This is a genomic window from Nitrobacter hamburgensis X14 (genome assembly GCF_000013885.1).
GTDB lineage: Bacteria > Pseudomonadota > Alphaproteobacteria > Rhizobiales > Xanthobacteraceae > Nitrobacter > Nitrobacter hamburgensis.
In genome coordinates this window covers 1,760,768-1,773,479 of the sequence record NC_007964.1, presented here as the reverse complement: position 1 = coordinate 1,773,479, position 12,712 = coordinate 1,760,768, and the positions used below count along the sequence as shown (strand labels likewise).

At 62.1% G+C, this 12,712-nt stretch carries 22 protein-coding genes; all 22 read right to left on the bottom strand.

Annotated elements, in window-relative coordinates:
* Window positions 1-104: 104 nt before the first annotated feature.
* The 22 genes from NHAM_RS08030 to rplB all read right to left on the bottom strand — a co-directional run bounded on the left by NHAM_RS08030 (window position 105) and on the right by rplB (window position 12,707).
* Window positions 105-1,136 carry a DNA-directed RNA polymerase subunit alpha gene (locus NHAM_RS08030; protein ID WP_041357842.1) on the bottom strand — a complete coding sequence of 344 codons (1,032 nt, stop codon included), beginning with the start codon at window positions 1,134-1,136 and terminating at the stop codon, window positions 105-107.
* A 94-nt stretch (window positions 1,137-1,230) separates the two neighbouring features.
* Window positions 1,231-1,623 carry a 30S ribosomal protein S11 gene (rpsK, locus tag NHAM_RS08025; RefSeq protein ID WP_011510076.1) on the bottom strand — a complete coding sequence of 131 codons (393 nt, stop codon included), beginning with the start codon at window positions 1,621-1,623 and terminating at the stop codon, window positions 1,231-1,233.
* Window positions 1,624-1,751: 128 nt separating this feature from the next.
* Window positions 1,752-2,120, bottom strand: a complete 369-nt coding sequence (rpsM, locus tag NHAM_RS08020; RefSeq protein ID WP_011510075.1) for a 30S ribosomal protein S13 — start codon at window positions 2,118-2,120, stop codon at window positions 1,752-1,754.
* 320 nt (window positions 2,121-2,440) lie between these two features.
* Window positions 2,441-3,067: an adenylate kinase gene (locus tag NHAM_RS08015; protein WP_011510074.1), complete on the bottom strand. Its 627-nt coding sequence runs from the start codon at window positions 3,065-3,067 to the stop codon at window positions 2,441-2,443.
* Between the two features lie 422 nt (window positions 3,068-3,489).
* Entirely contained in the window at window positions 3,490-4,821 is a 1,332-nt protein-coding gene (gene secY, locus NHAM_RS08010; protein ID WP_011510073.1) for a preprotein translocase subunit SecY, read from the bottom strand.
* Between the two features lie 150 nt (window positions 4,822-4,971).
* Complete coding sequence (gene rplO, locus NHAM_RS08005) at window positions 4,972-5,457, bottom strand: 50S ribosomal protein L15 (RefSeq protein ID WP_011510072.1); 486 nt, start codon at window positions 5,455-5,457, stop codon at window positions 4,972-4,974.
* 114 nt (window positions 5,458-5,571) lie between these two features.
* Window positions 5,572-5,766, bottom strand: a complete 195-nt coding sequence (gene rpmD / locus NHAM_RS08000) for a 50S ribosomal protein L30 (protein WP_011510071.1) — start codon at window positions 5,764-5,766, stop codon at window positions 5,572-5,574.
* Between the two features lie 79 nt (window positions 5,767-5,845).
* Entirely contained in the window at window positions 5,846-6,418 is a 573-nt protein-coding gene (gene rpsE, locus NHAM_RS07995; protein ID WP_011510070.1) for a 30S ribosomal protein S5, read from the bottom strand.
* Window positions 6,419-6,489: 71 nt separating this feature from the next.
* Window positions 6,490-6,852 carry a 50S ribosomal protein L18 gene (gene rplR / locus NHAM_RS07990; protein ID WP_011510069.1) on the bottom strand — a complete coding sequence of 121 codons (363 nt, stop codon included), beginning with the start codon at window positions 6,850-6,852 and terminating at the stop codon, window positions 6,490-6,492.
* Window positions 6,853-6,863: 11 nt separating this feature from the next.
* Complete coding sequence (gene rplF / locus NHAM_RS07985; protein ID WP_011510068.1) at window positions 6,864-7,397, bottom strand: 50S ribosomal protein L6; 534 nt, start codon at window positions 7,395-7,397, stop codon at window positions 6,864-6,866.
* 125 nt (window positions 7,398-7,522) lie between these two features.
* Window positions 7,523-7,921: a 30S ribosomal protein S8 gene (gene rpsH / locus NHAM_RS07980; protein ID WP_011510067.1), complete on the bottom strand. Its 399-nt coding sequence runs from the start codon at window positions 7,919-7,921 to the stop codon at window positions 7,523-7,525.
* Window positions 7,922-7,934: 13 nt separating this feature from the next.
* Window positions 7,935-8,240: a 30S ribosomal protein S14 gene (gene rpsN / locus NHAM_RS07975; protein ID WP_011510066.1), complete on the bottom strand. Its 306-nt coding sequence runs from the start codon at window positions 8,238-8,240 to the stop codon at window positions 7,935-7,937.
* 43 nt (window positions 8,241-8,283) lie between these two features.
* The gene (gene rplE / locus NHAM_RS07970; RefSeq protein WP_011510065.1) at window positions 8,284-8,841 is read right to left on the bottom strand and encodes a 50S ribosomal protein L5; all 558 of its coding nucleotides are present in this window, start codon (window positions 8,839-8,841) and stop codon (window positions 8,284-8,286) included.
* Window positions 8,834-9,148: a 50S ribosomal protein L24 gene (rplX, locus tag NHAM_RS07965; protein ID WP_011510064.1), complete on the bottom strand. Its 315-nt coding sequence runs from the start codon at window positions 9,146-9,148 to the stop codon at window positions 8,834-8,836. The genes rplE and rplX overlap by 8 nt, the downstream gene beginning before the upstream one ends.
* On the bottom strand, window positions 9,148-9,516 hold the full coding sequence (gene rplN, locus NHAM_RS07960) for a 50S ribosomal protein L14 (protein ID WP_002712291.1): 369 nt from the start codon (window positions 9,514-9,516) through the stop codon (window positions 9,148-9,150). Before rplN ends, rplX begins: the two co-directional genes overlap by 1 nt.
* A gap of 39 nt (window positions 9,517-9,555) precedes the next feature.
* The gene (rpsQ, locus tag NHAM_RS07955; protein WP_011510063.1) at window positions 9,556-9,804 is read right to left on the bottom strand and encodes a 30S ribosomal protein S17; all 249 of its coding nucleotides are present in this window, start codon (window positions 9,802-9,804) and stop codon (window positions 9,556-9,558) included.
* A gap of 10 nt (window positions 9,805-9,814) precedes the next feature.
* Window positions 9,815-10,021 carry a 50S ribosomal protein L29 gene (gene rpmC / locus NHAM_RS07950; RefSeq protein ID WP_011510062.1) on the bottom strand — a complete coding sequence of 69 codons (207 nt, stop codon included), beginning with the start codon at window positions 10,019-10,021 and terminating at the stop codon, window positions 9,815-9,817.
* Window positions 10,022-10,026: 5 nt separating this feature from the next.
* Window positions 10,027-10,440: a 50S ribosomal protein L16 gene (gene rplP / locus NHAM_RS07945; RefSeq protein WP_011510061.1), complete on the bottom strand. Its 414-nt coding sequence runs from the start codon at window positions 10,438-10,440 to the stop codon at window positions 10,027-10,029.
* A gap of 27 nt (window positions 10,441-10,467) precedes the next feature.
* A complete protein-coding gene (gene rpsC, locus NHAM_RS07940; RefSeq protein WP_011510060.1) occupies window positions 10,468-11,163 on the bottom strand; it encodes a 30S ribosomal protein S3 in 696 nt (231 codons plus the stop codon).
* A 19-nt stretch (window positions 11,164-11,182) separates the two neighbouring features.
* A complete protein-coding gene (gene rplV, locus NHAM_RS07935) occupies window positions 11,183-11,569 on the bottom strand; it encodes a 50S ribosomal protein L22 (RefSeq protein ID WP_011510059.1) in 387 nt (128 codons plus the stop codon).
* Window positions 11,570-11,579: 10 nt separating this feature from the next.
* The gene (gene rpsS / locus NHAM_RS07930; RefSeq protein WP_011510058.1) at window positions 11,580-11,858 is read right to left on the bottom strand and encodes a 30S ribosomal protein S19; all 279 of its coding nucleotides are present in this window, start codon (window positions 11,856-11,858) and stop codon (window positions 11,580-11,582) included.
* 15 nt (window positions 11,859-11,873) lie between these two features.
* Complete coding sequence (gene rplB / locus NHAM_RS07925; protein WP_011510057.1) at window positions 11,874-12,707, bottom strand: 50S ribosomal protein L2; 834 nt, start codon at window positions 12,705-12,707, stop codon at window positions 11,874-11,876.
* Window positions 12,708-12,712: the final 5 nt, after the last annotated feature.

The window sequence follows — 12,712 nt, the reverse complement described above, 5'->3', positions numbered from 1 at the left end:
CCCGGACGCTGCGAGAGCAGCGATCCGAAATCCAGCAACAAGGCCCGATTTCAACCTCTGGCTTCCGGGTTCGAGCCGTCGGCGCGCCCCGGAATGACAGAAACTCAGTAATGATCCTCGAAGCGCTTGGCCAGTTCGTCGATATTCTCCGGCGGCCAGCCGGGCACTTCCATGCCGAGATGCAGACCCATCTGGGCCAGCACTTCCTTGATTTCGTTTAGCGACTTGCGGCCGAAGTTCGGCGTGCGCAGCATCTCCGCTTCCGATTTCTGCACCAGGTCGCCGATGTAGACGATGTTGTCGTTCTTCAGGCAGTTTGCGGAGCGCACCGACAGTTCCAGTTCGTCCACTTTCTTGAGGAATCCCGGGTTGAACGCCAGATCCGGGATGATCTCGGTGGCGACTTCCTTGCGCGGCTCCTCGAAGTTGACGAAGACGTTGAGCTGATCCTGCAGGATGCGCGCGGCGAAGGCCACGGCGTCCTCCGGCGTCACGCCGCCGTTGGTCTCGATCATCATCGTCAGCTTGTCGTAGTCGAGAATCTGGCCCTCGCGGGTGTTCTCGACCTTGTAGGATACCTTACGCACGGGCGAATACAGGCTGTCGACAGGGATCAGTCCGATCGGCGCGTCCTCGGGCCGGTTGCGCTCGGCGGCGACGTAGCCCTTGCCGGAGGCAACGGTGAACTCCATGCGAATCTCGGCGCCGTCGTCGAGGGTACAGATCGGAAGGTCGGGATTGAGCACCACGATATCGCCGACCGTCTGGATGTCGCCTGCGGTAACGGTGCCGGGGCCCTGCTTCTTCACGACCATGCGCTTCGGGCCTTCGCCCTGCATCTTGATCGAGATGTCCTTGATGTTCAGCACGATGTCGGTGACGTCCTCGCGAACGCCCGCGATCGAGGAGAACTCGTGTAGCACGCCGTCGATGTGCACCGACTGCACCGCAGCACCCTGTAGCGACGACAGCAGGATGCGGCGCAGCGCATTACCGAGCGTCTGGCCGAAACCGCGCTCGAGCGGCTCGGCGATCAGGGTCGCGAAGCGCGAGGGATCACTGCCGGGAACGACGTGCAGCTTGTTCGGCCGAATAAGTTCTTGCCAATTTTTCTGGATCGTCACTGTGTCACCCATGCCATCAATATCTCTGGCGTTGGAGTGCGCGGATCAACCCGCGCGATAAAGGTCTCGAACCTGCGCGGACAACAAACCGCCCGCGGTCAAAATATCAAACGCGCCGGCGCTTGCGCGGACGGCAACCGTTATGCGGTATCGCCGTCACGTCGCGGATCGAGGTGACGGTGAAGCCCGCGGCCTGCAACGCGCGCAGCGCCGATTCGCGACCCGAACCCGGACCCGCCACCTCAACCTCGAGGGTGCGCATACCGTGTTCCTGCGCCTTCTTGGAAACGTCTTCCGCCGCCACCTGCGCCGCATAGGGCGTCGACTTGCGCGATCCCTTGAAGCCCATCGTTCCGGCCGACGACCAGGCGATCGTATTGCCCTGCGCGTCGGTGATGGTGATGGTGGTGTTGTTGAACGACGAATTCACATGCGCGACGCCGGACGCGATGTTCTTGCGTTCGCGACGTCGGACGCGTGTCGCAGCTTCCTTACCCATTGTCAGCCTTTCCTGTGATCTCAACGCCGCCGTAATGCCAGCGGCTCCACCTGATGAGCGAATGGCGAGCGATAACTGGCGAATAGTGAGTTGTTCTATTCGCTATTCGCCATACCGTATTCGCTCTCTTACTTTTTCTTGCCGGCGATCGACTTGGCCGGCCCCTTGCGGGTGCGCGCGTTGGTGTGCGTGCGCTGGCCGCGTACCGGCAATCCGCGGCGATGACGCAGGCCGCGATAACAGCCCAGATCCATCAGGCGCTTGATGTTGATGCCGACCTCGCGGCGAAGATCGCCTTCGACGAGGTAGTCGCGATCAATGACTTCGCGAATCTGAAGCACTTCCTGATCGGACAGTTGCGAGACCCGGCGATCCGCCGGAATCTTGACCTTGTCGATGATCTCCGCGGCATTCTTCTGACCGATGCCATGGATGTACTGAAGCGCAATGACGACGCGCTTGTTGGTCGGGATATTCACGCCGGCAATACGGGCCACAGACTTTTCTCCTGCCGCCAGCCCTCGACGGGCCGGCCATTCCTTCGATATTTCAGGCGGGTATCCTCAAACACAAACACGACGCCCGACCCTCTGTCATCTGGGGCCCGGCATCGTCTGAAAACCATCCGACTGGATGCCCGCTTATTAAAGGATTCAACGTCGTTTCGTCAACCGATTCGCGGCCTTAGCTCACTTTTTCGTGACTTTTTTGGCGGCTTTTCCGGTTCCCTTTCGTTAGCCGGTTCCCCCGTCCGGGCACGCTCGACCCTGGCGGGCTTTTTGATCGCACGCCGGCCGCCTTCCCCGCCGATGCTCTTCTAGCCGGCGCCTTTTCCACGGCTTTGGACATCGGAAGCACCGATAGCCTCTTCCAGGACGCGGTAGATATCCCGTGTGACCTGCTCGATGGGCATCATGCCGTCGACAGTCAGCAGCTTGCCGCGCTCCGAATAGTAGTGAATAAGCGGCTCCGTCAGCGCGCGATAGCTGGCCAACCGCTTCGAGAGCACCTCGGGCGTATCGTCGGCCCGCACCTGCTCGCCGCGCGCCGTCATTTCCGCGACCCGGCTCTCCACGCGCTGTAGCAGCGCGCTCTCGTTGACACAGAGTTCGACTACGGCATCGAGCTTGAGGTTCTTGGATTTGAGCAGGCGGTCCAGCGCCTCGGCCTGCGGCACGGTGCGCGGAAAGCCGTCGAGAATGAATCCGTTCTTTGCGTCCGACTGGTCCAGCCGGTCGGAAATGATGCCGATCACGACGTCGTCGGGGACCAGCCCCCCGCTCGCCATGACGTCCTTGGCCTTGAGACCGACCGGCGTGCCCGCGGCGACGGCCGCGCGCAGCATTTCGCCGGTGGAGAGCTGGACGATCCCATGGTGATGGACCAGACGTTGCGCCTGCGTTCCTTTTCCCGCCCCCGGCGGCCCGAGAAGAATCAGTCTCATGAAGAATTGCCCCATCGCCGGGTGAGCGAGCGGCCGCGCACCTGCGCTTCGAAATCGGGAACGGCGCAAACCACAACCAGCACCGAGCCTCCGGCAAGTAATACGGTAGCTTGGCGCAGGCAATCAATGCCTCGGACACAAGAAGCACTGCGGCAGATAGGCCACGCCGACGAATGTCGTACGACCCCTCGAGCATTTCCCGGTGAAGTGGAAACCGGTTCACCGTCAGGAAATGCGATCACTCACCAACCTGGAGCGCCCGTTCCGATTCAATCACAACCGTAGGCGCTCCAGAGCTATTCCGGCTTTGATGGAATCAAAGCCGGGCTCCAGTTTTTTATTTTGACGCGTCTTCTTGACGCGAACCGGTATCCATCCCCGGTCGAGCCTGAGGACATGCTTCGCTCGAAAATGCTATAGCGTCATCGACGGCGGCCCCTCAGCTTGGACTTTTTGATCAGTCCTTCATACTGATGGGCCAGCAGATATCCCTGCACCTGCTGCACCGTATCCATCGTCACGCTGACGACGATCAACAGCGATGTACCGCCGAAATAGAACGGCACGGCCGCGTAGGAAATCAGAATCTCAGGAATAAGGCAGACAACCGCGAGATACGCCGCCCCCGGCACGGTGATACGCGAGAGCACGTAGTCGATATATTCGGCGGTTCGCTCGCCCGGCCTGATGCCCGGAATGAAGCCGCCGTGCTTTTTCAGATTGTCGGCGGTCTCGGTCGGATTGAAAACAATCGCGGTGTAGAAGAAGGTGAAGAACACGATCAGCGCGATGTAGAGGATCAGAAACATCGGCCGGCCGTGGCCGAGTTGCGTGTTCACCCACTGGAACCATTCCGGTCCCTTGCCTGCGTTGAAGTTCGCGACGGTCGTCGGCAGCAGCAGCAGCGACGACGCGAAGATCGGCGGAATCACGCCCGAGGTATTGAGTTTCAGCGGCAGATGCGAGGACTGCCCCTCGAACATCTTGTTGCCGACCTGGCGCTTCGGATACTGGATCAGCAACCTGCGCTGGGCGCGCTCCATGAACACGATAAAGGCGATGACGCCCACGACCATGATCAGAACGATCAGGATGATCCCGGTCGACAGCGCACCCTGACGGCCGAGCTCCAGCATGTTGGCGAGCGCCGACGGCAACTCGGCGACGATGCCCGCCATGATGATGAGCGAAATGCCGTTTCCGATGCCGCGCGAGGTAATCTGCTCGCCAAGCCACATCAGGAACATGGTGCCGCCGGTCAGCGTGATTGCGGTCGAGACCAGGAAGAACATGCCGGGATTGGTAACGACGTTGCCGGCGCCCTGGAGGCCGACGGCGATGCCGTAGGACTGGAAGAACGCCAGCACCACGGTGAGATAGCGCGTGTATTGATTGATCACCTTGCGGCCGGCTTCACCCTCCTTCTTGAGGGCCTCAAGCTTAGGCGACACGGAGGTCAACAGTTGCAGGATGATCGCTGCCGAGATGTACGGCATGATGTTCAAGGCGAAGATCGCCATGCGGTCGATACCACCGCCGGAGAACATGTTGAACATCCCGAGGATGCCGCCGGCCTGGGAGTTGAAAACCTTCTGCCAAACCGTGGGGTCGATGCCCGGCAGCGGGATGTAGGTGCCGAGCCGATAGACGAGCAACGCGCCCAGCGTGAACCAGATGCGCTTCTTCAGTTCGTCGGCTTTCGCGAACGCGGAGAAGTTAAGGTTCGCCGCCAATTGTTCCGCTGCTGAGGCCATATTCAGCTTTCTCCCGCGCCAATCTTGCCGTCATGCTCCGCCATCGCGGGGCACTCGGCAGACGCCGGACCGCTTATGGAGCTCGGCTTTCGATAAATCTACCATCCGCAAATCCACTGTCGTGCGCCAAAGCGGGCGATGACGCAGATGTTACGCTGCCTCACCCTCGTCCTTCTTCGGCGCAAGGATTTTCACCGTGCCGCCGGCCTTCTCGACCGCCGCGATCGCGGACTTCGAGGCACCGTGAACCTCGATGGTCAGCTTCGCCTTGATCTCGCCGCGCCCGAGCAAGCGAACGCCGCCCTTGGCACGCCGCACCACGCCGGACTTCACCAGCGACTCGGCGTTGACCGTGCTCTTGGCATCGATCGACCCGGCGTCGATCGCATCCTGGAGCCGGTCGAGATTGATCTCGGCGAACTCCACCCGGAAGATGTTGTTAAAGCCGCGCTTCGGCAGACGCCGGTGTAGCGGCATCTGGCCGCCCTCGAAGCCCTTGATGCGCACGCCCGAGCGTGCAGTCTGGCCCTTGCCGCCACGGCCGCCGGTCTTGCCTTTGCCGGAGCCGATACCCCGGCCGATCCGCATGCGCTTCTTGCGCGAGCCTGCGTTGTCGGCGATATCGCTGAGTTTCATTGTCGCGTCCTCATCGTGTTCGTCGTACCGGGATCGTCCCGGCTACCCACGTCTTTTGCCGAAGGCGGCGGAGGCGTGGATCCCCGGCACCTGGCCGGGCATGATGGCAAATCGTTACGTCTCGTCGATCACCCGGACGAGGTGTTGAACCTTCGCGATCATGCCGCGAGTTTCAGGCGTATCCTGCAACTCAGCGACCCGACCGATCTTGTTGAGCTTGAGCCCGACCAGCGTCGAGCGCTGCGAGTGTTGGCGGCGGATTGCGCTGCGGGTCTGCTCGACCTTGATCGTCTTTGCGGCCTTGGCCATCGTCGTCACTCCAAAAGTCCTGTCTCGTCCGACCGGGTCGACAGGGCCGGCGGCAACCGCCGCTCCGGCTCAGCCCAATTTATTCGGCAACCGCTTCCGCGTCGCCGCCGACACGGCGCGATTGCAGCGTGGATACCTTGATATTGCGGCGAGCGGAAACCGAACGCGGTGAATCCTGATGTTTCAGCGCGTCGAAGGTCGCGCGAATCATGTTGTAGGGATTGGACGAGCCGACCGACTTCGCCACCACGTCCTGGATGCCGAGCGTCTCGAACACGGCGCGCATCGGGCCGCCGGCGATGATGCCGGTGCCGGCCGGCGCGGCGCGCAGGTAAACCCGGCCGGCGCCGTGACGGCCCGCGATGTCGTGATGCAGCGTCCGGCCCTCGCGCAGCGCCACGCGCGTCAGATTGCGCTTGGCCGACTCCGTCGCCTTGCGGATCGCTTCCGGAACTTCGCGCGCCTTGCCGTGACCGAACCCGACCCGGCCCTTCTGATCGCCGATCACGACCAGCGCCGCAAAGCCGAAGCGCTTGCCGCCCTTGACGACCTTCGCCACCCGATTGATGTGGACGAGCTTGTCGACGAATTCGCTATCGCGCTCTTCCCGACCACCCCTGTGGCCGCCACCGCGTTCGCGTTCACCTGCCATGGTGCTTTTCCGATCCTGTAAAGACTTGCCTTGAGAGGCTTTCGCCCCAGTCCTTGTTCAATTCCAAATTCTCAGAAGCTCAAGCCGCTTTCGCGGGCCGCATCGGCCAGCGCCTTGACGCGGCCATGATAAAGATAGCTGCCGCGGTCGAAGACGACTTCCTTGACGCCGTTCTTCACCGCCCGCTCCGCCAGCAGCTTGCCGACCGCCTTGGCCGCATCGATGTTGGCGCCGGTGTTGCCTGCATCGCGCATCGTTTTCTCGAGCGACGACGCCGACGCCAGCGTCTCGCCCTTCAGGTCGTCGATGACCTGGGCATAGATGTGCTTCGACGAACGGAACACCGACAGACGCGGGCGGCCGTTGGCGGTGCGGCGCAACGACAGCCTCACGCGTTGCTTGCGCCGGGCATTCGTGACCTTGAGTTTCGACATGACCGGCTCCGTTACTTCTTCTTGCCTTCCTTGCGGAAGATGAATTCATCGGCGTACTTCACGCCCTTGCCCTTGTAGGGCTCCGGCGGACGATAGCCGCGGATCTCGGCAGCGACCTGACCGACGCGCTGCGCATCATTACCCGCGATCGTGATTTCGGTCGGCTTCGGCACGGCGATCGTGATCCCCTCCGGGATCGCATAACTGACATCGTGGCTGTAGCCGAGCGCGAGCTGCAAGGTCTTGCCCTGCAACGCAGCGCGATAGCCGACGCCGACGATCTCAAGCTTCTTCTCGAAACCCTTGGTGACGCCCGCGACGAGGTTTGCGACCTGCGCCCGCGCGGTGCCATACAGCGCCTGCGCCCGGTTGGTCTCGTATCGCGGCGCGACCTTCACCGCGCCGTTCTCGAGCTTCACCTCGACATCGTTATGGACGACGAACTCAAGCTGGCCTTTCGGCCCCTTCATCCTGACCGTCTGCCCTTCGACGGTCGCGGTCACACCGGACGGCACCGTGACTGGCCTCTTGCCAATGCGTGACATGGCTTATTCCTTCCAAAGCGTTTTCCGGCGAAGTGCAAAGCGGTTCGCCGCAGAAAACGCGTCCTTAATAATGGTCCGTGCGCAGTCTTGTCGCAAAACCGGTTCCCACTTTTGCGGAATGCACACTAGAACACCGTGAAGAGAACTTCGCCGCCCACGTTCGCGTCGCGCGCCTCGTGGTCGGCCATGATCCCCTTCGGCGTCGACAGCACCGAAATTCCTAGCCCGTTCTTGACGCGCGGCAGATTCTTAACCGAGGCGTAAACGCGCCGCCCCGGCCTGGAGATGCGCTCGATCTCCCGAATCACCGGCTCGCCATCGAAATACTTCAGCTCGATTTCAAGCTCGCTGCGGCCCGAGGAATGCTCGACGCTGGCGTAGCCGCGGATATAGCCCTCGCTCTTGAGGACTTCCAGCACATTGGCGCGCATCCTCGAGCCTGGGGTCGAAACCTTGGACTTGTTGCGCATCTGCGCATTACGGATGCGGGTGATGAGGTCGCTGATCGGATCGTGCGTGGACATGTGGCGACCCTCCCTACCAGCTCGACTTCACGAGGCCGGGAACCAGGCCCCTGGAACCGAGATCGCGCAGCGCGATGCGGCTCAGCTTGGTCTTGCGGTAATTCGAACGCGGACGTCCGGTCAGCTCGCAGCGGTTGCGAATACGCGTCGCCGACGAGTTACGCGGCATCTCGGCAAGCTTCAGGGTGGCGGCGAACCGTTCCTCCATCGGCTTGGTCTTGTCGGCGATGATGGTCTTCAGCCGCGCGCGCTTCGCAGCGGCGTTGCCGGTCATCCGCTTGCGCCGGTTGTTCTTCTCGATCGAACTCTTCTTTGCCATGCTTGGCTCCTTGCCTTTCCGCGTCTGAGCGCTTCTCAGCGTCTCACTGCCGGAACGGAAAATTGAATGCAGTCAGCAGCGCCCGGGCTTCGTCGTCGGTCTGCGCGGTCGTGCAGACCGTGACGTCCATGCCCCAGCTCTCCCCGGCCTTGTCGAAGTCGATTTCGGGGAAAATGATGTGTTCCTTGATGCCGAGCGAGTAATTGCCGCCACCGTCGAAGCTCTTCGGATTGAGACCGCGGAAGTCGCGCACGCGCGGCAGCGCAACGTTTATCAGGCGATCTATAAACTCGTACATTTTCGCCTTGCGCAGCGTCACCTTGCAGCCGATCGGCTGGTTTTCGCGCAGCTTGAAGGTCGAAATCGCAACACGCGAATAGGTCACGAGCGCCTTCTGGCCAGCAATCAGCGACAGATCCCCAGCCGCCGTCTCGGCCTTTTTGCGGTCGTTCACGGCTTCGCCGATTCCCATGTTGAGAACCACCTTGTCGAGGCGCGGCACCTCCATGACATTGACGTAGCCGAACTGCTCGGTCAGCTTGGTGCGAATGCTCTTGTCGTACTCCACGCGCAGGCGCGGCACATAAGCAGTCTCAGCCATCGATCTCCGCTCCCGAACGCTTGGCGACACGCACCTTGGTGCCGTCAGCCTGAATTTTGAAACCGACGCGGGTCGGCTTGCCGTCCTTGCCGACGATCGCGATTTTGGACAGGTGCACCGGCGACTCCTTCGAGATAATGCCGCCCTCCTGGCTCTGGCTCTGCTTCTGGTGGCGCTTCACCATGTTGACGCCGCGCACCAGCGCCCTGCTTTCCGCGGGACGCACCTCAAACACTTCGCCGGTGCGACCCTTGTCGCGGCCCGACAAAACGATAACCTTGTCGCCCTTCCGGATCTTGGCAGCCATCACAGCACCTCCGGCGCCAGAGATATGATCTTCATGTGGTTCTTGGCGCGCAACTCGCGCGGCACCGGTCCGAAAATACGGGTGCCGACCGGCTCGGACTGATTGTTGATCAGCACGGCCGCATTGCGGTCGAAGCGGATGACGGAGCCGTCGGCGCGGCGGATATCCTTGGCCACCCGCACCACGACGGCCTTCATGACGTCGCCCTTCTTCACCTTCCCGCGCGGGATAGCTTCCTTGATCGACACGACGATGATGTCGCCCACCGTTGCATAGCGGCGCTTGGAGCCTCCAAGCACCTTGATGCACATGACACGGCGTGCGCCTGAATTATCGGCGACGTCGAGGTTGGTCTGCATCTGAATCATTGATGCACCTTGTCCTCTTTCTGATGCGCAAAATCGCGCTTAAGCGGTTTTCTTCTGTTCGCCCCGGACCACGGTCCAGCGCTTCAACTTCGAGATCGGCTTGCTTTCCTCGATCCACACCATGTCGCCCGGCTTGAACTCGTTGTTCTCGTCGTGCGCGTGATAGTTTTTCGAGCGGCGAATGGTCTTCTTGTATAGCGGATGGGTAAAGCGGCGATCGACCCGCACTACAACCGTCTTGGCTTGCTTGTCGCTGACGACCACGCCCTGAAGCGTACGTTTCGGCATCTCGGGCCCCTTACTTCTTCGCGTCGCGCTTCTGCGCGGCGATGGTCTTGATCCGTGCGATATCGCGGCGTGCTTCACGCATCCGCGAGGTGTTCTCGAGCTGCCCGGTGGCGCGCTGGAAGCGCAGATTGAACCGCTCCTTCTTCAGATTGGCGACGGCGTCGTCCATCTGGTCGGGGCTCATCGCGCGAATGTCGGAGGTCTTCATTGCAGCCATGTCGGTTACTCCGCGATGCGCGCGACGAAGCGCGTCTTGATCGGAAGCTTGGCGGCGGCGAGCGTCAGCGCTTCCTTCGCGGTCTGCGCGCCCACGCCGTCGATCTCGAAAAGCACCCGACCCGGCTTGACCCGCACCACCCACAATTCCGGCGCTCCCTTGCCCGAGCCCATGCGAACCTCGGCCGGCTTCTTCGATACAGGCACATCCGGGAACACACGGATCCAGACGCGACCGGCGCGCTTCATGTGGCGCGTCAGCGCGCGCCGCGCGGCTTCGATCTGGCGCGCCGAGATGCGCTCGGGCGCCATCGCCTTCAGGCCGAACTGGCCGAACGCCAGCGTCGCGCCCGACGACGCGGTGCCGTGGATGCGGCCCTTGTGCGCCTTCCGGAACTTGGTCTTCTTCGGTTGCATCATGGCTTACGCCCTCAAGCCTTCTCTCGTTCAAGCCGCGTCGCGGCGCGGACGGTTGTCGTCACCAGCCAGGCGCTTGTCCTGGGCCATCGGATCGTGCTCGAGGATTTCGCCCTTGAAGATCCAGACCTTGACGCCGCAGGTGCCGAACGTCGTGAACGCGGTGGCGACGCCGTAATCAACGTCGGCGCGCAGCGTGTGCAGCGGTACGCGGCCTTCGCGATACCACTCCATGCGAGCGATTTCGGCACCGCCGAGACGGCCCGAGCAGTTGATACGAATGCCCTCGGCGCCGAGACGCATCGCCGACTGTACGGCGCGTTTCATCGCGCGGCGGAACGCGACGCGGCGCTCAAGCTGCTGCGCGATCGATTCGGCGACCAACGTGGCATCAAGCTCCGGCTTGCGAATCTCGACGATGTTGATGACGACGTCGGACGAAGTGATGTCGGCAACCCTCTTGCGAAGCTTGTCGATATCGGCGCCCTTCTTGCCGATGACGACGCCGGGACGCGCCGAATGAATCGTGACGCGGCACTTCTTATGCGGGCGCTCGATCACGATGCGCGCGACGGCCGCCTGCTTGAGCTCCTTGTGCAGGAGCTCGCGGATCCTGACGTCCTCGTGCAGCAGCCTGCCGTACTCGTTCTTGCCGGCATACCAACGGGAGTCCCAGGTCCGGTTAATGCCCAGACGCAGCCCGATTGGATTGATCTTTTGACCCATCGTTTTCTCCTGCGCCTGTTTAAGCGCTCGCCTCGGCCTCGACCTGACGCACCACGATCGTCAGCTGCGAGAACGGTTTATAGATACGGCCCGAGCGGCCACGGCCGCGCGGTGCGAAACGCTTCATCACCATGCCGTTGCCGACAAACGCTTGCGCCACAACCAGCTCGTCGACGTCGAGGTCGTGGTTGTTCTCGGCGTTGGCGATCGCCGATTCCAGGCACTTCTTCACGTCGCCCGCGATCCGCTTGCGCGAAAACTGCAGGTCGGCGAGCGCCGCCGATGCCTTGCGGCCGCGGATCAGTTGCGCAACCAGATTGAGCTTCTGCGGGCTCACCCGAAGCATCCGGGCGATCGCCTTGGCCTCGTTTTCCGGGAGGCTCCGTTCGCGCTTTGGTTTGCTCATGACTTAAACCTCAAGCCCTCTTGGCTTTCTTGTCGCCCGAATGGCCATGGAAGGTCCGGGTCGGCGAAAACTCACCGAACTTGTGACCAACCATCTCCTCGTTGACAGACACCGGCACGTGCTTATGGCCGTTGTAGACGCCGAACACCAAGCCGACAAACTGCGGCAGAATGGTTGAGCGGCGGCTCCAGATCTTGATGACGTCATGACGGCCGCTTGCCCGCGCGGCATCTGCCTTCTTGAGCAGCGAGCCTTCGACGAACGGGCCTTTCCAGACTGAACGAACCATGTCCGGCTTTCCTTACTACTTCTTCCGCTTGTGGCGGCTGATGAGAATGAACTTGTTGGTCGACTTGTTGGAACGAGTCTTCTTACCCTTGGTCGGCTTGCCCCACGGCGTCACCGGATGACGGCCGCCCGAGGTGCGGCCTTCGCCACCGCCATGCGGATGGTCGATCGGGTTCATGACCACGCCGCGGTTGTGCGGGCGGCGGCCCATCCAGCGGGTGCGGCCCGCCTTGCCGATCGAGGTATTCATGTGATCCGGATTCGACACCGCGCCGATGGCGCCGCGGCAACGGCCGTGCACCAGGCGCTGCTCGCCCGAATTCAGGCGCAGGATGACGTAGTCGTGGTCGCGACCGACGATCTGGGCATAGGTGCCGGCGGACCGCGCGAGCTGACCACCCTTGCCGATCTTCATCTCGACATTATGGACGATGGTACCCACGGGCATGTTGCCGAGCGGCATGACATTGCCCGGCTTGACGTCGACATAGTTGCCGGCAACGACGGTGTCGCCGACGGCCAGACGCTGCGGCGCGAGAATATAGGCCTGCTCGCCGTCCTGATACTTGATCAGCGCGATGAACGCGGTGCGGTTCGGGTCGTATTCGAGCCGCTCGACAATCGCCGGCACATCCTCCTTGCCGCGCTTGAAATCGACGTTGCGGTAGGCCTGCTTGTGGCCGCCGCCGCGAAACCGCACGGTGATGCGCCCGGTGTTGTTGCGGCCGCCCTTGCCGCGCTTTCCCTCGGTAAGCGCCTTGACCGGCTTGCCCTTGTAGAGGGCGGAGCGATCGACCATCACCAGCTGGCGCTGGCCCGGCGTCGTTGGATTGAATGTCTTAAGTGCCATAATCT